Here is a 17,840-nt window from a genome sequence, read left to right as displayed (position 1 = left end):
GGCATGAAGCGGCACCCCCGGCCGAGCGCCTACGCTAGGACGCGTGACCGAGATTGACGCAAAGATCGATGCTCTCGTCCCCGCCTGGCTCACCCTCCCCGACATCGCCGAACAGCTCGGCGTCGAGGTGACGCGCGTGCGGCAGCTGGTCAAGGAGGGCCAGCTCATCGCCGTACGCCGGGGTGAGAACCGGGCGCTGCACGTCCCCGCCGCCTTCATCGACGGGGACAAGGTCGTCAAGGGCCTGACCGGCACCCTGACGCTCCTGCGGGACGACGGCTTCACGGACGACGAGATGATCGAATGGCTCTTCACCCCCGACCCGACCCTGCCGGGCACCCCCGCACAGGCCCTGAGTGAGAATCGGGGCACGGAGGTGAAGCGCCGAGCCCAGGCGCTGGCCGTCTGAGCCGCGCCGCACCGGCGCCGGCCCGCCGGGCCGAACTGTAGGAGACAGGGGTGGCGTGCGGCCAGGGGTGCCGCCCGCCGCCCGCCCGTGCCGTCCGGCACACCGACACCGGGGGGATCCGCCCATGCCCGACACCGCCCGCGCCGCGCTCGCCGACGCCCGCCTGTACCTGTGCACGGACGCCCGCAAGCGCCAGGGCGACCTCCCCGAGTTCCTGGACGCGGTGCTGGCCGGCGGCGTCGACATCGTGCAACTGCGCGACAAGGGCATGGAGGCCGGCGAGGAGCTGGAGCACCTGGCGGTGTTCGCCGAGGCCTGCGCCCGGCACGGCAGACTCCTCGCCGTCAACGACCGGGCGGACGTCGCGCACGCCGCCGGCGCCGACGTGCTGCACCTCGGCCAGGGCGACCTGCCGGTGGCCGCCGCCCGCGAGATCCTCGGCGACGGCGTGCTGATCGGCCGCTCCACCCACGCCGAGGCGGAGGCCGCCGACGCCGCCGTCCAGGACGGCGTGGACTACTTCTGCACCGGCCCCTGCTGGCCCACCCCCACCAAGCCCGGCCGCCCCGCGCCCGGCCTCGACCTGGTCCGGTACACCGCCGCCCTCGGCACCGAGCGCCCCTGGTTCGCGATCGGCGGCATCGACCTCGGCAACCTGGACCAGGTCCTGGACGCCGGCGCCCGCCGGGTGGTCGTGGTCCGCGCCCTCACCGAGGCCACCGACCCGGGCACCGCGGCGGCCGACCTGGCGAAGCGGCTGCGCGCGGCCCACTGAGGTCCACGAGGTGTCGCCCGTGTCCACCTACTGGACGGGAAAGCGACAAATGGGGCGATTTCCCAGTGTCCGGTTGGGAGACCGCCCACCCCTGGCTAACCTGCGGGTATGGCCCTCGGAACCGCGTCCACCCGGACGGATCACGCACGCACCGTGCGGGAGATGCTCGCGACCGGCAAGACGACGTACTCGTTCGAGTTCTCGGCGCCGAAGACCCCCAAGGGCGAGCGGAACCTGTGGAACGCGCTGCGCAGGATCGAGGCGGTCGCCCCCGACTTCGTCTCGGTGACCTACGGCGCCGGCGGCTCGACCCGCGCGGGCACGGTCAAGGAGACCCAGCAGATCGTCGCCGACACCACGCTCACCCCGGTCGCCCACCTCACCGCGGTCGACCACTCCGTCGCCGAACTGCGCAACATCATCGGCCAGTACGCGGACGCCGGGATCCGGAACATGCTCGCCGTGCGCGGCGACCCGCCCGGCGACCCCATGGGCGACTGGCCCGCGCACCCCCGGGGCCTGACCTACGCGGCCGAACTCGTGCGCCTCATCAAGGAGTCGGGCGACTTCTGCGTGGGCGTCGCCGCGTTCCCCGAGATGCATCCGCGCTCCGCCGACTGGGACACCGACGTCGCCCACTTCGTGGCCAAGTGCCGCGCGGGCGCCGACTACGCCATCACACAGATGTTCTTCCGCCCGGAGTCGTACCTGCGGCTGCGCGACCGGGTGGTGGCCGCGGGCTGCGAGACGCCGGTCATCCCCGAGATCCTGCCGGTCACCAGCGTGCGGATGCTGGAGCGGCTGCCCAAGCTGAGCAACGCCGTCTTCCCGGATGCCCTGAAAGAGCGGATCCTCGCAGCGAAGGACGATCCGGCGGCGGTACGCTCCATCGGTATCGAGTTCGCCACCGAGTTCTGCGCACGGCTGCTGGCCGAGGGAGTGCCCGGACTGCACTTCATCACGCTCAACAACTCGACGGCGACCCTGGAAATCTACGAGAACCTGGGCCTGCACCATCCCCCGCAGGCCTAGACCGGCCGCACCGCCATACGCCACACTGCGGAGCGGCCACTGGGAGAGGGGCGTACATGGGCTGGACGGTCCTCTACATCGCGTTCGGCGTCGTCGCGCTGTGGCTGCTGGGCGAGGTGCTGCTGCAGTACAAGGCGCGGCTGCGCTGGCGGCTGCTCGCCTTCGCCGGCTTCGTCGGCGTGGTGGTCGGCGTGCTGATGCCGTCCGTCATCGTGATCGGCCTGGGCGCCATCGCCTTCGCGACCGGGCAGACCTACGTCACCCTGTCGTTCCGGCGCGGCTTCGCGGCCGGCTGGGCGGTCAAGCGCCCCGAGGCCGGCACCCCGGCAGGCGGCGGCAGCAAGCGCCGGCGCGGCCGGACGGAGCGCCCCGCCCCCGCCCCCGAAGGGGCCCCCGGCCCCGCGACCGGCGAGCTGCCCGCCCACCTGGACACCGGCTACGACGACGACTACGACCGGGACGACGTCTTCACCCCGGCCCGCCCCGCCGACCCCTCCGCCGCGGAGAGCACCGCCGTCTACGCCCCCCAGCCGCTGCCCGACGACACCGGCAACTACGGCGTGTACGGCGACACCTACGCCGGCGCCGCCCCGGCGCAGGGCGCCGACCAGAACCACGCCTACGACTACCCGGCCTACGGACAGCAGGACTACGGCTACGACGCCGGCGGCCAGCAGGCCTACGCCAACTACTCGGACCCGTACATCGGCGCCCAGCCCTACGGCGACGCCTCCTACGACCCCGGCTACGGCCAGCAGCAGTACGACCGGCAGGGGTACCCGCAGGAGCCGTACACCGGCGGCTACGACGGGACCCCGGCCGGCGGGGTGTGGGTGCCGCAGCAGCGCACCGACGAGGCCCCCGGCGGCGAACTCCCGCAGGAGCAGCCCCACCCGTACCAGCAGGACGGCCGGCCGCAGCAGTCCGGCGCCGGGTACGACGAGCGGTACCGCTTCTGAGACCGGGCTCCCGTCACTGCGAGCCGCGGAACTCCGGGCCCTCCACGATCAGTCCGGCCACCAGCGCGCCCGACATGCCCGCGTGCGGCAGCCCGCCGCCCGGATGGGCCCAGCCGCCGGCCGCGAACAGGCCCGGCAGGTCCGTGGAGTTGGCCGGGTGCAGCGCGCCCCCGGGCCCGGCCAGCGCGGGCGGCGGGACCGCCCCGCCCGTCGCCCCCGTCTCCCGCTCGGTGTCCAGGGGCGTGCGCACCTCGCGCCACAGCAGCCGCTCGCCGAGCCCCGGCACGGCCCGCCCGGCGGCGGCCGTCAGCCGGTCGGCGAAGGCGTCGGCGGCGCCCGGCGCGGCCCAGTCGTACTCCGTCGCCGCCGGGACCGTGGCCGTCAGCACCACCGACTCGTGCTCCGCGTCGGGGCGCAGCGCCGGGTCGTCCGGACGGTCCACGACCACCGTCGGCCGCTCGGGGAGCAGACCCTCGCGGAACGGGCCGAGACCTCCCTCGCCGTGCACCACCGTGCGGTGCGCGGCGCCGGGTTCACGCGCCCCGCGCAGCGCCAGGCACACCACCATCCGGCCCGGCCGGCGGTCCTCCGGCACCGGCCGCACCGCCCCCGCGCCGTACAGCTCCCGGCCCGCGGCCAGGCCGGCCAGCCGGAAGGGGCCCGTGCCGACCACGAGGTCCGCCTCGGCCATGGCGCCCCCGGCCAGCTCCACCCCGGCCGCCCGGCCGTCCTTCTCCAGCACCCGGACGACCTCGGCGCCGAAGACGAACTCCACCCGCCGCTCCACACAGCGCTCGTACACCGCGCGGGCCAGCTCCCGGATTCCGCCGCGCACGTACCAGGTCCCGAAGGCGTGTTCCATGTACGGCAGCACGGCCGCGCTCGCCGGGGCCGTGCCGGGATCGAGGCCGTACGCCAGGGCGTGGCCGTCGAGCAGGGCCGCGAGGCGCGGGTCGCGCAGCTCCCAGGCGCCGATCTCGGCCAGCGTGCCCGCCCGCCGGGTGCGCAGCAGCCGCTTGTGCGGCACCGCGGGATAGGGCTCCTGGCCGGTCAGCACCTGCCAGTCGGGCCACAGCGGCTCCTCCAGCAGCGGTCTGCGGGTGCGGTCCCAGGCCTCGCGGGCCCGCACCAGGAAGTCGCCCCAGCGGGCGCCCGCGCCCGCGCCCAGCGCCTCGTCCAGCGCCGCGACCACGCCCGCGCGCGAGGCGTTCGGCAGCGCCACCTCGGTGCCGTCCGCGAACACGTGCCGCGCGGCCGGGTCGACCTGGACCAGCTCGACGCACTCCTCCAGCGGCTTCCTGCCCGTCTTGACGAACAGGTCGCGGTACACGGCGGGCAGCGTCAGCAGCCCCGGGCCGGTGTCGAAGCCGAACCCGCCCCGCTCCAAGCGGCGCACCGCACCGCCGTACGTCTCCGTACGCTCGTACACCGTCACCCGGTGGCCCGCGACGGCCAGCCGGGCGGCGGACGCCAGCGCGCCGAGCCCGGCGCCGATCACCGCAATCCGTGCCATGACCGCGACTGTATCGACCACCACCGACAGTCCGGCCGCCGGGCGGCTGCCGCGCAGGTCAGGGCAGCCGTGACGCCAGGCGCCGCTCCTCGCGCCGCTGCGCCCGGCGGCGCAGGAAGCGGCGGATCCGGGAGATCAGGAACAGCAGTATCAGCAGCCCGCCCGCCAGCAGGACGCCCGCGACGACGGCCGCCGCCACCGGGTGGAACATCGCGAACGCCACCACGGCGCCCACTCCGAGGTCCTCGGCGAGGCTCAGCACGATGTTGCTGAACGGCTCCGGGGAGGCGTTGACCGCCATCCGGGTCCCGGCCTTGACGGTGTGACTGGCCAGGGCGGTCGAGCCGCCGAGCAGGCCGGCCGCCACGTCCGACAGGGAGCCGCTCTGCCCGGCGAGCAGCGCGCCCACCCAGGCGCCCGCGAGCGGCCGGACCACCGTGTGCACCGAGTCCCACGCGGAGTCGACGTACGGGATCTTGTCGGCGACCGCCTCGCACAGGAACAGGGCGCCCGCGACGATCAGCACCTCGGGGCGCTGGAGCGTGGCCGGGACGTCGTCGCTCACCCCGGTCGCGCCGAACAGGCCGAGCAGCAGCACCACCGCGTAGGCGTTGATGCCGCTGGCCCAGCCGCTGGTGAAGACGAGGGGGAGTACGGACACGGAGGCGATCGTAGCCAGTCGGCGGCCCGCCGTCCCGGGCACGCGCGCGGGGTGGCTGAGTACCCGTACTCAGACGGCGAGATGAGTACGCGCGCGGATGGGGCGGCGGCCCCCGCCACGGGAGAGTGGAGGCACGGCAGGGGGCGTCGCCGGTACCGCCGGCACGGGGCGGCGGAACGGTGCGCGCTCACCGGCCGAGGGGGAGGCCCGTACGGGGGAGTACGGGTCGGAAAGTACGGGGGAGCACGGGGGAAACGGGGAAGGCGCCGGTCCGGCAGTGGACCGGCGCCTTCCCCGTTCCGCGCGTGGCTGGGGTCAGACCCGGCCGCTGACCCGGCCCTGGAGCAGCCGGGACAGGGCCGCGTGCACGTCGTCGAGGGAGCGCTCCGGCTGGAACGACTTCCAGTCCAGCGCGGCCACCAGCACCATCCCGACCAGCGCCGCCGCCGACAGCTGGACGTCGATCTCGTCGCTGAACTCGCCGGCCGCCACGCCCTCGCGCAGCACCCCCTCGACCACCGCGACGGCCTCCTGCCGGACCACCATCAGGGTGGACTGCCAGGCCCGGTTGGTACGCCACAGCTCGGCCACGTACAGCTGCGTGAAGGCCGGGTAGCGGTCGATGAAGACCAGGCCCGCGCGGATCATCGCGTCCAGCGCGTCCACCTTGCCGCCGCCCGCGCGGGCCGTCTCCTCGGCCGCCTCCCGCAGGGACGCGGTGAGCAGCCCCACCCCGTGCCGCAGCAACTCCTCGAAGAGGACCGACTTGCTCGCGAAGTTGTAGTACACCGTGCCCTTCGCGACCCCGGCCCGCTCGGCGATCTCGTCCACCGTGGTCGCGGAGAAGCCCTGCTCGGCGATGAGCGTGACGGCCGCCTCGTAGAGCTTCTGCCGGGTGGCCTCGCGGCGGGTGCCGCCGCCGGCCCTGGCACTGCTGCTTTCCATGGCCCCGATTCTCACAGGTACGCGCGCGTGCCGAGGACCCTTGGCGATCACAGGCTCAGCTCCGGGTGCAGCCGGTCCAGCGTCCACACCTGCCGGCGCCGGGCCGCGAGGGCGGTCAGCGCGAGGGCGCCCGCGGTGAACGCGGCCAGCACGGCGCACGCCTGCCACACCGGGCCGAGCCCGCCGCCCGTGATCAGCCGGCGCAGCGCCTCCACGATGTAGCTCATCGGCAGGAACGGGTGGATCGCGTTGAAGAACGCCGGGCTGGTCTGCACCGGGTAGGTGCCGCCCGCCGAGGTCAGCTGGAGCATCAGCAGGGCGAGCACCAGGATCCGGCCGGCCGCGCCGAAGCGGGCGTTCAGCCACTGCACGATCGCCGCGAAGCAGGCCGCGACCAGGAACAGGAAGCCGATCGTGCCGGCCGCGTGCAGCAATTGCAGCCCGATTCCCCAGTGCAGGACGGCCATCAGGGCGGCCACCTGGGCCACGCCGATCGCGACCACCGGCAGCCAGCCGGCCAGCGCGATCCGCCAGGCCGGGGAACCGGCCGCGAGGGCACGCCGGTTGAGCGGCGTGATCAGCATGTAGGCCACCATCGCGCCCACCCACAGCGAGAGCGGGATGAAGTAGGGGGCGAACCCGGTGCCGTAGTTGGGCGCCTTGTGCAGGTCGTGGGAGGCCAGTTGGACCGGGTCGGCCATCATGCCGGTGTGCTGGTCGCGGTCCTGCTTGTCGTAGTCGGGGATCTTCCGGGCGCCGTCGTGCAGCCCGCCGGCCAGCTTCTCGGAGCCGTCGGACAGCTTGAACAGGCCGCCGTTGAGCGAGTCGGCGCCGGAGCCGAGGGTGCCGATGCCCTTGTGCAGCTTGGCCGAGCCGGTGTGGGCGCTGCCGAGGCCGGTGTGGATCTTCTCGGCTCCGGTGGCGACCTGGTGCGCGCCGCTGTTCAGCTTGTTGATCTGCCGGACCGCGTCGCTGACGTCCTCGGAGAGGTGCGGCGCGCGCTGCTGGAGCGCCAGCGCCTGCGCGCGCAGGGTCTTGAGGTTGGCGCGCATGGTCCTCAGGTCGCCGCGCTGGTCGGCGATGAGCGTGTCGAGGTCGTCGCCGACGGTGGCGACGTCGTCGGCGGCCGTCTTCGCCCGCTTCAGCTCCGGGCAGGCCGGGTCGGGGACGGGCGCGTCCTCGCAGCGCGCCTGGTAGACGTGGTCCAGGGCGGCGGAGGAGGCGTGGGCGGCCTTGGCGGCGCCCGGCGCGAGCTTCATCAGGACGTCCAGGTTGTCCCCGACCGTCTTGGCCGAGTCGGCGACCAGCCTGGCGGTGTCGCCGATGGCCTTCTCGTTGGTCCGCAGGAACGGGCCGGCCTTCGCGTAGACGCCGTTGACCTTGTCGGCGAGCCGCTGGGTGCCGTCGGCCACCTGTCCGGAGCCGGTCTCCAGCTTGCCCGTGGCCGCATCGAGCTTCGCCAGCCCCTGGGTCAGCTTCCCGCTGGCGGTGTCGGCCTGCTCCAGCCCGTCGGCCAGCTTCTTGGAGCCCTGCTCCGCCTTCCCGATGCCGGAGTTGAGCTTGTCGGCGCCCTGGGCGGCGGTGACGGTCTTGTCGTGGATGCCGGAGAACGACACGAAGATCTTGTCCAGGAAGCTCCGGGACGCCTTCGTGGAGGCGGCTGTGCGCACCTCGTTGAAGACGGTGCGGGAGATCTGGCCGACGATGTAGTTGTTGGCGTCGTTGGTGCGCACGCGCAGGGCACCGGCCTCGGGGGAGTCGCCCGAACTGGACGCGATCCGCCGGCTGAGGTCGGAGGGCAGGGTCAGCGACAGGTAGTAGGTGCCGTCCTCGACGCCCTCGCGGGCCTCGGTGTCGCTCACCTCGTGCCACTCGAAGGTACGGCTGTCGCGCAGCCCGGCCACGATGTCGTCGCCGGCGTGCAGCTTCTTCCCGCCCGCCTTGGCGCCCTCGTCGTCGTTGACCAGGGCCACCGGGATCCGGTCGAGGCGGCCGTAGGGGTCCCAGAACGACCACAGGTACAGGGCGCCGTAGAGCAGGGGCAGCACGAGCAGCGCGACCAGGGCGGCGCGCGGCAGCTTCCCGCGCCCGAAGCGCCTCAGCTCAAGCGCGGCCAGCCTCGGTGAGCGCATCGCCGGCCTCCTCCTTCCGCTCGGGGACGTCCATCGGTTCGGTGGCGCCGGCCTCGGACGGCGCCGTCGACACCGTCACGCAGTCGGCGGGCGCCGAGCGGCATACGGCCAGCACGGTCGTCCCCGCGCGCGCGAGTGAGCGCAACAGGTCCCAGGTCTGGGCGCGTTCGGTGTCCGACAGCTTCATGTCGAGGTCGTCCACACCGAGCAGCCGCGGCTTGCCCATCAGGGCCAGGGCGAGCGACAGGCGCAGTTCCTCGGGCCGTTCGAGGTCGCGCACGGCGGTGCGGGAGCCCTTGGGCAGGGTCTCCGGGTCGAGCCCGGCGGCGGCCAGCGCCTCGTCGACACGCAGCCGGGCCTCGTGCGAGCGCCCGGCGCGGGGGCGCAGCACCTCGCGCAGCGAGTCGCCGAACCGGTGCTGGAGCAGGGCGCGTTCGCGCAGGTGCTCGCCCACGGTCAGGGCCGGCTCCAGGTCGGTGACGCCGGCCACGTTGGCCACGGCGCTGACGCGGCGCGCCGCGGCCATGTGCCGGGGGAGTTTGAAGCCGCCCACGGCGGCCACTCCTTCAGTGGGCTTCATCCGTCCCGTGAGCGCGAGCAGCAGACACGTGCGGCCGGAGCCGGACGGTCCCTCGATCGCGATCAGCGAGCCGGGCTCCGCGTCGAAGGTGACGCCCCGGAAGGCCCACCCCCGTGGCCCTTCGAGCCCCAGGCCCTCGGCCGTGACGTGCGCGCCGTCCACAAGCCCCCCTGCGGTATTTGAACTGACTGGTCAGTGCAAAAATACGCCCGAACCTTCGATCGAGGCAAAGCCGCAGGTCAGAATGGATTGTCAGTGGCATACCTCACGATGGGGGCATACGGCACCTGTGCCGTAACCCAGACGACAGGAGGTTCGTCATGGCCAACTCGTCCGCAGCCGCCGCCCGTCGGCGCCGCGCCACCGGCCCTGCCCCCTCACTGACCGGCCCGGCGAGCGACGTGCACCCCGTGCTCCGCCGGGCCACGGCCCCGCCCGCCGCCCTCGACCTGCTCGGCCAGGCCCGCTCCGGCCTGGAGGAGGCCTCCGCCCTCGACGCGCCGAACGAGCGCTATGCGACGGCCCACCTCGCCGCCCTGCGCACCGCCGCCGCCGTGCTCGCCGCCCGGGGCCGCCCGGAGACCTCGTCGCGTCGCCGGGCCCGCATCCGCAGCGCCTGGGAGGTGCTGCCCGAGATCGCCCCCGAGCTGACCGAGTGGAGCGCCCTGTTCGCCTCCGGCGCCGCCCGCCGGGCCCGCGCCGAGGCCGGCATCCGGGGCGCCGCGAGCCGCCGCGACGCCGACGACCTGATCAGGGACGTGGCGGTCTTCCTGCGCCTCGTGGAGCGGATGCTCGTCCTCCAGCCGGTGCTGCCCCCGCCCCGCCGGGAGGCCGGGGAGCGGGCCGGCCCGGACACGCGCGGCGACCTCCCGGACGCGGGCTGACCACCGCGTCGTCCGGTGTGCGGGACGGGGGCCGCCGCGCCCCGCGCGAGGGGCCGGCACGGCGGCGGAGGCAATAGGGTGGAGTGGCCTGAAGCCTTCCAGCCCTGCCGAGGAGTCAACTGCCGTGTCGGACCCGATGCGCCCGCCCGCCTCACCCCAGCACCCCCCGACGGCGTCGCTGCGCTCCGACTCCTCCCGGTCCCGCGCCTCCCTGCGGACCGCCGTCGTCTGGGAGGTGCTCCAGGACGCCCTGGACCGCCGGGTCAAGGCCACCGGGCGGGATGCGCTGGACGTCCTCGACACCGGCGGCGGCAGCGGCAACTTCGCCGTGCCGCTCGCCCGGCTCGGCCACCGCGTCACCGTGGTCGACCCCAGCCCCAACGCGCTGTTCGCCCTGGAGCGCCGGGCCGCCGAGGCGGGCGTCGCCGACCGCGTCAAGGGCCTGCAGGGCGACGCCCTCGGCCTGTTCGACGTCGCCGAGCGCGGCGGGTACGACGCCGTGCTGTGCCACGGCGTCCTGGAGTACGTGGACGACCCGGCCGAGGGCATCCGCAACGCGGTCGCCGCGCTGCGCCCCGAGGGCGTCCTCAGTCTGCTCGCGGCCGGCCTCGGCGGCGCCGTGCTCGCCCGCGCCCTCGCCGGTCACTTCACGGAGGCCCGGCAGGCCCTCGGCGACCCCGACGGCCGCTGGGGCGAGGGCGACCCGGTGCCGCGCCGCTTCACCGCCGAGCAGCTCACCGCGCTGGTCGAGGGCGCCGGTCTGCGGGTCGGTGCCGTGCACGGCGTGCGGGTCTTCGCCGACCTGGTGCCCGGCGTCCTGGTGGACACCGAGCCCGGTGCCCTCGACGCGCTGCTCCAGCTGGAGGCCGCCACCGCCGAGTTGCCCGCGTTCCACTCCGTGGCCACGCAGTTGCACGTGCTCGGTGAGGCGCCGGGTGCCGCCGAGGGCTGAGCGCACCCGGGGCGCCGCTGATCAGGCGCGCGGCGGCGGATGGAGTACGCCACAAGCCCCCCGAACGAGGGGTTTGCGCCGTATGATCGAGGTGCACCACCCGGCATGACGAGTCGGCCACTGGGGAATGGAAGCCTCAGCGAGCCGGGACGGCCAGGTCGGATTCCGGTTGGCTGTATGGCGTAGAGGGGCGGGTTTCACGGGGGCGATTCCCTGCCTATCCTGAAGGGACCCCCCGGGTCGCCCCGGCGACTGCACGATGAGGAGGACTCCGTGCCGCTCTCGGAGCACGAGCAGCGCATGCTCGAGCAGATGGAGCGAGCGCTGTACGCCGAAGATCCCAAGTTCGCGTCGGCGCTCGAGGGAAGCGGGCTGCGTACGTACACCCGGCGGCGGGTCTACCAGGCGGTCGCAGGCTTCCTCGTGGGTATCGCGCTCCTCATGGCCGGAATGGTCGCGCAGCTGATCTGGGTCAGTGTGGTGGGCTTCCTCGTCATGCTGGGCTGTGCCGTACTGGCCGTCACCGGCTGGCGCAAGGCCCCCAAGCCGGGCGAGCAGCCCGCGGGCGCCGTCCGCCGCCAGGCCCGGCCCAAGCGCTCCGTGATGGACCGAATCGAGGAGCGCTGGCAGCGCCGCCGCGACGAACAGGGCCACTAGGCCCTACCGGTCCTCATCGAACTCCGTGACCACCGCTCGGTGGTCACCCCTCACGCATGCCGGGGGCGTCGGGGGCGGCGGTCCATCTGGCACGGCGGGGTGCTCACCTGCCGACCGCCTCGGGGCCGCCACCACGCCACCGTCCGCAGACGGCCGGGCGCCTGTCCCGCGAGTGGTCCGCCCTGCGATCACCAGCCGCTGTCGGCGGCGGGAGTCGCGCAGCCCCGCCGGGCGTCGTCCGGCGCCATGGCCGCACGACCCCGGCGGTCGCCGCCCGACGCCCCGGCCGAACGGCCGCCACCGGCCTCGGCTCGGCGCCCGGCCGCCCGGCGCCCGGGCCCCGCTACCCCCGCTGCCCGGAAGCTCTCCGCAGGGTCGGGCGGAACGCGGTCACTCGGGTGGTGAAGGACGACCAGCGAGCGGAAGCCGTCCATAGGAGGCGGGCGGCCGAGCGGGGGAGGAAGAGGGCCCGCAGGCGGGTGCCGACGCCCGCCGAGGCACGCAGGGCCTCGATCACCCGGCGGGCGTCCCCTGCCACCCCCGTCGCCGGTCGCGGCCGGGGTGCGTACAGCACCTGCTCCACCGCGTCCGCCACCCGGTGCACCGCCTCCCCGGCCGCCGCGTCCAGGCCGCCGAGCCGTACGATCCGGGCCGCCGCCCCGCGTGGCGTCAGCGAGTCGTCGGGGGTGATGCCGTGGTCCCAGGCGCTGTCCGTCAGCTCCTGCCACACGCCCAGGGTGTGCGCCGCCGCGCCCTCCGGACTCCGTGGATGCCCGCCGAGCCGCCGCCCCCGGACCCGCGTCCGCCACAGCAGCGGTGCCAGCGGGACCGCCAGGACGACCAGCGCGCCCAGCGCGGTCAATGCGAGCCACCAGGGGCCCGGACCGTCGTCCCCGCCGGCCGGGACCACCGCGGCGGACGGGCTGTCGCAGGCTCCCGGCTCCTCGTGCGCCGCCGCGCAGCTCTCGCTCGGTGAGGCCGCCGCCGAGGGTGCCGAGGAGGTGTTCCTGGAGGGCAGGCTGTCCTCCGGCTGGGAGGTGCCGGGCGAGTCGGGCACCGTGTAGGAGGGCGTGGTGCCGCGGGTCGGTGTCGGCTCGAAGCGGGTCCAGCCCACGCCTTCGAAGTACAGCTCGGGCCAGGCGTGCGCGTCCCGCTGGTTCACCGCGATCGTGCCGTTCGCCTGCGGGGTGCCGGGCGCGAAGCCCACCGCCACCCGGGCCGGGATGCCCAGGGTGCGGGCCATCGCCGCCATCGCGAAGGAGAAGTGGACGCAGAACCCCTCCTTGTCGCGCAGGAAGTTGGCGATGGCGTTCGGACCGCGCCCCACCTCCACCTGGGTGTCGTACTGGAAGCCGCCGGTGACGGCGAAGTAGTCCTGGAGCTTGACGGCCTCCTCGTAGTGGCCGCGCGCGCCGGAGGTGACCTTCTTCGCGGTACGGGCGACGACCTTCGGCAGCGCGGCCGGCACCCGCGTGTACGCGCGCCGCAGCGCGGCCGACGGCTCCGGCGCGGAGGCCAGCTGGTCCGCGGTCGGCTGCACGTGCAGGCTCGTCACCTGGTAGGTCTGCCCGCGGGTGGTCTGCCCGTGGTCGCCGACGAGGGTCATGCCGACCGGCTCGTAGCGCCAGCGCCCGCTCACCTTCACCGCGCTGGGCGGGTAGGGCATCGGCAGCCAGTCCTGGGCGTACCAGTCCGCCGCCGTGACGGTCGTGGTGACCTTGCCGCGCTTGACGTCCGCGCGCAGTCCGGTCGGCGTCGGCAGGACGTCCGGCACGCCCACGATGTGCCGCTGGGCCGGCTTCCAGGTGGTGCCGTCGAAGTCGTCCAGGGACACTATCCGCAGGTACAGGTCGGAGATGTCGTCCGTGCTGGTCCGCAGGGACAGCACCTGCCGGTCGTTGTCGGTGTTCAGGCTGTCGCGCAGGGAGACCAGCGGGTTGACCGCCGAGATCGTGCCCCCGTCGCCGCTGCCCGCCCCCACGCCGGCGCCGGCCGCGTCCAGCAGCCCGCCCTGCATCGAGGGCAGCGCCAGCGGCACCACCAGGGCCAGGCCGAGGGCGACCGCCCCGATCCGGCGGCCGGTGCGCGCGGGTGCCGAGACCCCCGGCTCACCGGAGCCCGGCGGGCGGGGGCCGCCGCCGAACACCCGGCCCCACTGGGCGAGCCGGTCCCGGCCCTCGGCGAGCAGCAGCGTCAGATAGCCGGCCGCCGCCACCAGGAACCACAGCCAGTCGGCCCCGCCGTCGGACAGTCCTGCGGCCACCGAGTACAGCGCGAGCAGCGGCAGCCCGGCCGGGGCGGCGCTGCGGAAGGTCACCGCGAGCGTGTCCACCAGCAGCCCGATCAGCAGCACACCGCCGATCAGCATCAGCTTGATGCCCTCGGTGAGCGGCGCCGGTATGGCGTACTGGCTGACGTCGTCCGAGCCCTGCCGGAGCAGGTCGGCGAGGAAGCGGAAGGTGTCCGGGCCGGGCAGCAGGCCGGCGATCGCGTGGTCCCGGGCGAAGACCAGGGTCAGCAGCAGCAAGGTGGCCAGCACCTGGGCCGCCACCGTCAGCGGCCGGCCCAGCGGCACCCGCCGGGCGGCCACCCCCACGCCGGTCTGCACGGCCGCCAGCGGCACCAGTTGCAGCAGCCAGGTCGGCTCGGCCACCAGCGGCAGCAGCGCGCACGAGGCCATCAGCGTGGCCACGGCGGCACACAGGGCGAGGCGTGCCCGTCCGCTCATCCCCGGGCCTCCCCGCCGACGGCGGTCAGACCCGACCGCTCCCGCTCCGCCTGCCGCCACAACTCCTCCAGCGAGGCGCCGCGCGGCACGCTCAACGCCGTCCAGCCCGCCTCGCGCAGCATCCGCAGCCGCTCCGGGTGCCGGTCGCCCGCCCGGGGCACGTCGCCCGGCTCCCGGGTCCAAGTGTCCGGGTCCAGGACGAAGGCGACGGCACCGCCGCCGCGGCGGCTCATCTTGGCGGCCGTCGTGGCCTGCTCCTCGTCCAGATCGCCGAGGAAGGCGACCAGCAGGCCCTCGTTGCCGCCGCGCAGCAGGTCGTAGGCCCGGGACAGACCCGCGCCGTCGGAGTGGTCGATCACCGCCAGGGTGTCCATCATCAGCCCGGCCGCCTCCGCCGCGTCCTGCCCGGCGCCCGCGAACCCGTCGGCGCCCTCGCCGGGCACCGCAGCGCCACTGTCCGTCAGCAGCCGTACGGTGAAGCCGCGTTCGAGCATGTGCACCAGCACCGAGGCGGCGCCCGCGACCGCCCACTCGAAGGCCGCGTCGGGGCCCGCGCCCTCGAAGGCGCCGCCCCGGGTGTCCAGCAGCACCGTGCACCGCGAACGCCGGGGCTGCTCCTCGCGGCGCACCATCAGCTCGCCGTAGCGCGCGGTGGACCGCCAGTGCACGCGGCGCAGATCGTCGCCGTACCGGTAGCCGCGCGGGATGACGTCGTCGTCGCCGGCCAGGGCCAGTGAGCGCTGCCGTCCGTCGCCGGGGCCCTTGGCCTCGCCGCCGAACCGCACCGGGGCCAGCGGTGTCACGCGCGGGACGACGGTCAGTGTGTCGTGCGTCGAGAAGGAGCGGGTCAGCTCGCACATCCCGAACGGGTCCGTCAGCCGCAGCTGGAGCGGGCCCAGCGGATAGCGGCCGCGCAGGTCGGAGCGGACCCGGTAGGACACCTCGCGGTGCCCGCCCGGCTCGACCCGGTCCAGCACGAAACGGGGCCGGGGCCCCAGGACGTAGGGCACCCGGTCCTGGAGCATCAGCAGACCGGTGGGCAGCCGGGAGACGTTCTCCATGCGCAGCTGGACCCGGGCCTCGCTGCCGGCCGCCGCGCGCGCGGGGGAGAGCCGGCGGGTCGCCGCCACCCGGTAGCGGGTGCGGTACAGCACGAGCGCGCAGACCAGCGGCAGCGCGGCCAGCAGCAGCCCGACCCGCAGCAGGTCGCTCTGGCCGAGGACGTAGGCGCAGACCGCGGCGGCGATCCCGGCCGCCAGGAAGGACCGGCCGCGGGTGGTGAGCCCCGCCAGGGCCGTACGGACACCGCCCGCCTCTCCGCGGTCGGGCTCCGGCTGCCCCGCCCCCCCGGCGCTCATCACAGACTCCGCGGGGGGTGCTGGGGATAGGCGGGCACGCCCCGGCCGACTCCGCCGAACCCGCTCTGCCGGCCGGGTGCGGCGGGCACCGGGGTGCCCGCCAGGATCTCGCGCACCACCTGCTCGGCCGTGCGCCGGCCCAGCTGCGCCTGCGCGGTGGGCAGCAGGCGGTGGGCGAGGACGGCGACGGCGAGCGCCTGGACGTCGTCCGGCAGCGCGTACTCCCGGCCGGCCAGGGCCGCGGTCGCCTTCGCCGCGCGCAGCAGGTGCAGGGTGGCGCGCGGGGAGGCGCCCAGCCTCAGGTCGGGGTGGGCGCGGGTGGCGGCGACCACCTCGACCGCGTACCGCCGCACCGCTTCGGAGACGTGCACGCCGCGCACCGCCTCGACGAGCTTGACGATCTCGTGCGCGTGCGCCACCGGCTGGAGGTCCTCCAGTGGGCTCACCCCGCCGTGCACGTCGAGCATCTGGAGTTCGGCCTCCACGCTCGGATAGCCGACGGAGACGCGGGCCATGAAGCGGTCGCGCTGGGCCTCGGGCAGCGGGTAGGTGCCCTCCATCTCCACCGGGTTCTGCGTCGCCACCACCATGAACGGCGAGGGCAGTTCGTAGGTCTGCCCGTCGAAGGTGACCTGCCGCTCCTCCATGGACTCCAGCAGCGCGGACTGGGTCTTCGGCGAGGCGCGGTTGATCTCGTCGCCGATCACGATCTGCGCGAAGATCGCGCCGGGCTTGAACTCGAAGTCGCGGCGCTGCTGGTCCCAGATGGAGACACCCGTGATGTCCGAGGGCAGCAGGTCGGGCGTGAACTGGATGCGCCGCACCGAGCAGTCGATGGACCGGGCGAGCGCCTTGGCGAGCATCGTCTTGCCCACCCCGGGGACGTCCTCGATCAGGAGGTGGCCCTCGGCGAGCAGCACGGTCAGGGCGAGCCGTACGACCTCGGGCTTCCCCTCGATCACGCCCTCCACCGAACCGCGCACCCGCTCCACCGTGGCGGTCAGTTCAGTGAGGCTCGCTCGATCGTCATAGGTCGTCACCCGGCCCTCCTCGGCCCGTTCTTTCCGGGCCGACGCTCTGCGATGCGAAACCGGCCCACCCCGAAACACGGACACCACGCGGCAACGGTTCCGCGTGACGTCACACCCGCATTCTTGCCGCCGTTACCGATTCGTGTCACCGCCTGTGGACAACTGCCCGCACGAAGTCGGCCTTACGTGCTTTTCGACCGTGTTTTCGATATAGGGAGGGTGGAGTCCGGAGTGGGCGGCCGGCCGGACCGGGGCGGACGGCCGGACCGGGACGGCCGGTGAGGTCGCGACGGCCGGTGAGGTCGCGGCGACCGGTCAGGCCGGGTCGACCTCGCGCAGCAGACCGGTGCGCACGTCGAAGACGAATCCGCGCACGTCCTCCTTGTGCAGCAGGAACGGCGAGGTGCGCACCCGCTGCATGGACTGCCGGACGTCCTGGTCCACGTCCCGGAAGGACTCCACCGCCCATGCCGGACGCTGGCCGACCTCCATCTCCAGCTCGCTGCGGAAGTCCTCGGTGAGAGCCTCCAGACCGCAGTTCGTGTGGTGGATCAGCACCACGCTGCGGGTGCCGAGCTTGCGCTGGCTGATGGTCAGCGAGCGGATCACGTCGTCGGTCACCACCCCGCCGGCGTTGCGGATGGTGTGACAGTCGCCCAGCTCAAGGCCCAGCGCGGCGTGCAGGTCGAGACGGGCGTCCATGCAGGCCACGACGGCGACGTGGAGGACCGGACGGGCGTCCATGCCGGGGTCGGTGAAGGCCTCGGCGTAGTGCTCGTTCGCCTCCACCAGCCGGTCGGTCACGGCGCCGCCTACCGTTATGGCGCCTTCGGAACCAGTGGGTGCCGCTGCAGAAGTCGTCATACCGACGACGTTACTGGTCACCGGGCAGCCCGGCCTGCTGTGAGAGCGGACAAAGAACGTCATCGTGGCTTGTTGTGAGCTAACCCACACGGGGGCGAACCCGGGCCGGACGAGTGAAACGAGACGAATCGCGGCGTCCACCGCGCGGCGGTGCGCGACGCGCAGGCCGGTTGATTGACCGCGAGACAGGGTGGACTAAAGTGACGCGAAGCGGGAGGCGCGGCGCTCCCTGCTGGTGAAACCCCCGGAGACCCCGGCATCCGCCCGGACAAGTCTCCCCACGTGCGCGGCGCGCACGTACGGCTCGGCCTCCTCCCGCTCCCGGTCGGCTGACGCTTCCGGCGCCGGCGGCCCGCCTCC

At 74.3% G+C, this 17,840-nt stretch carries 16 protein-coding genes; 7 read left to right on the top strand and 9 right to left on the bottom strand.

Features of this window, described 5'->3' with window-relative positions; genetic code table 11:
- Positions 1-43 precede the first annotated feature (43 nt).
- The 4 genes from NX794_RS22800 (at position 44) to NX794_RS22785 (ending at position 3,175) form a co-directional block, all read left to right on the top strand.
- Complete coding sequence (locus NX794_RS22800; RefSeq protein ID WP_258780592.1) at positions 44-409, top strand: Rv2175c family DNA-binding protein; 366 nt, start codon at positions 44-46, stop codon at positions 407-409.
- A 124-nt stretch (positions 410-533) separates the two neighbouring features.
- Positions 534-1,184 (top strand): thiamine phosphate synthase, encoded by a 651-nt coding sequence (gene thiE, locus NX794_RS22795; protein ID WP_258780591.1) that lies wholly within the window; start codon positions 534-536, stop codon positions 1,182-1,184.
- Positions 1,185-1,292: 108 nt separating this feature from the next.
- A complete protein-coding gene (gene metF / locus NX794_RS22790) occupies positions 1,293-2,216 on the top strand; it encodes a methylenetetrahydrofolate reductase [NAD(P)H] (protein WP_258780590.1) in 924 nt (307 codons plus the stop codon).
- A gap of 56 nt (positions 2,217-2,272) precedes the next feature.
- Positions 2,273-3,175 (top strand): SCO2102 family sporulation regulator, encoded by a 903-nt coding sequence (locus NX794_RS22785; RefSeq protein WP_258780589.1) that lies wholly within the window; start codon positions 2,273-2,275, stop codon positions 3,173-3,175.
- Positions 3,176-3,188: 13 nt separating this feature from the next.
- On the opposite strand, the gene NX794_RS22780 is transcribed toward NX794_RS22785, so the two are convergent.
- From NX794_RS22780 to NX794_RS22760, 5 genes are all read right to left on the bottom strand, one after another.
- A complete protein-coding gene (locus NX794_RS22780) occupies positions 3,189-4,688 on the bottom strand; it encodes a phytoene desaturase family protein (RefSeq protein WP_258780588.1) in 1,500 nt (499 codons plus the stop codon).
- A gap of 58 nt (positions 4,689-4,746) precedes the next feature.
- On the bottom strand, positions 4,747-5,349 hold the full coding sequence (locus NX794_RS22775; protein WP_258780587.1) for a DUF4126 domain-containing protein: 603 nt from the start codon (positions 5,347-5,349) through the stop codon (positions 4,747-4,749).
- Between the two features lie 315 nt (positions 5,350-5,664).
- A complete protein-coding gene (locus NX794_RS22770; protein WP_258780586.1) occupies positions 5,665-6,294 on the bottom strand; it encodes a TetR/AcrR family transcriptional regulator in 630 nt (209 codons plus the stop codon).
- A gap of 47 nt (positions 6,295-6,341) precedes the next feature.
- Positions 6,342-8,426 carry a YhgE/Pip domain-containing protein gene (locus NX794_RS22765; protein WP_258780585.1) on the bottom strand — a complete coding sequence of 695 codons (2,085 nt, stop codon included), beginning with the start codon at positions 8,424-8,426 and terminating at the stop codon, positions 6,342-6,344.
- Positions 8,398-9,168, bottom strand: coding sequence for an ATP-binding cassette domain-containing protein (locus NX794_RS22760; RefSeq protein ID WP_258780584.1), 771 nt, complete (start codon positions 9,166-9,168; stop codon positions 8,398-8,400). Before NX794_RS22760 ends, NX794_RS22765 begins: the two co-directional genes overlap by 29 nt.
- Before the next feature lie 158 nt (positions 9,169-9,326).
- Between NX794_RS22760 and NX794_RS22755 the strand changes: the two genes are divergently transcribed.
- The 3 genes from NX794_RS22755 (at position 9,327) to NX794_RS22745 (ending at position 11,499) form a co-directional block, all read left to right on the top strand.
- On the top strand, positions 9,327-9,890 hold the full coding sequence (locus tag NX794_RS22755; protein ID WP_258780583.1) for an SAV_6107 family HEPN domain-containing protein: 564 nt from the start codon (positions 9,327-9,329) through the stop codon (positions 9,888-9,890).
- Positions 9,891-10,014: 124 nt separating this feature from the next.
- Positions 10,015-10,842 carry a class I SAM-dependent methyltransferase gene (locus tag NX794_RS22750; protein ID WP_258780582.1) on the top strand — a complete coding sequence of 276 codons (828 nt, stop codon included), beginning with the start codon at positions 10,015-10,017 and terminating at the stop codon, positions 10,840-10,842.
- 273 nt (positions 10,843-11,115) lie between these two features.
- Entirely contained in the window at positions 11,116-11,499 is a 384-nt protein-coding gene (locus NX794_RS22745; RefSeq protein WP_258780581.1) for a DUF3040 domain-containing protein, read from the top strand.
- A 343-nt stretch (positions 11,500-11,842) separates the two neighbouring features.
- Here NX794_RS22745 and NX794_RS22740 read toward each other — a convergent pair whose 3' ends face one another.
- The 4 genes from NX794_RS22740 to NX794_RS22725 form a co-directional block, all read right to left on the bottom strand.
- Complete coding sequence (locus NX794_RS22740; RefSeq protein ID WP_258780580.1) at positions 11,843-14,227, bottom strand: transglutaminase TgpA family protein; 2,385 nt, start codon at positions 14,225-14,227, stop codon at positions 11,843-11,845.
- Positions 14,224-15,585, bottom strand: coding sequence for a DUF58 domain-containing protein (locus NX794_RS22735; RefSeq protein WP_258780579.1), 1,362 nt, complete (start codon positions 15,583-15,585; stop codon positions 14,224-14,226). Before NX794_RS22735 ends, NX794_RS22740 begins: the two co-directional genes overlap by 4 nt.
- The gene (locus NX794_RS22730; protein WP_258780578.1) at positions 15,585-16,625 is read right to left on the bottom strand and encodes an AAA family ATPase; all 1,041 of its coding nucleotides are present in this window, start codon (positions 16,623-16,625) and stop codon (positions 15,585-15,587) included. The genes NX794_RS22735 and NX794_RS22730 overlap by 1 nt, the downstream gene beginning before the upstream one ends.
- Positions 16,626-16,931: 306 nt before the next feature.
- Positions 16,932-17,480, bottom strand: coding sequence for a beta-class carbonic anhydrase (locus NX794_RS22725; RefSeq protein ID WP_428985946.1), 549 nt, complete (start codon positions 17,478-17,480; stop codon positions 16,932-16,934).
- Positions 17,481-17,840: the final 360 nt, after the last annotated feature.

The sequence above is a fragment of the Streptomyces pyxinicus genome, assembly GCF_024753135.1.
Lineage (GTDB): Bacteria > Actinomycetota > Actinomycetes > Streptomycetales > Streptomycetaceae > Streptomyces > Streptomyces pyxinicus.
This window is presented reverse-complemented; position numbering and strand designations above follow the sequence as displayed.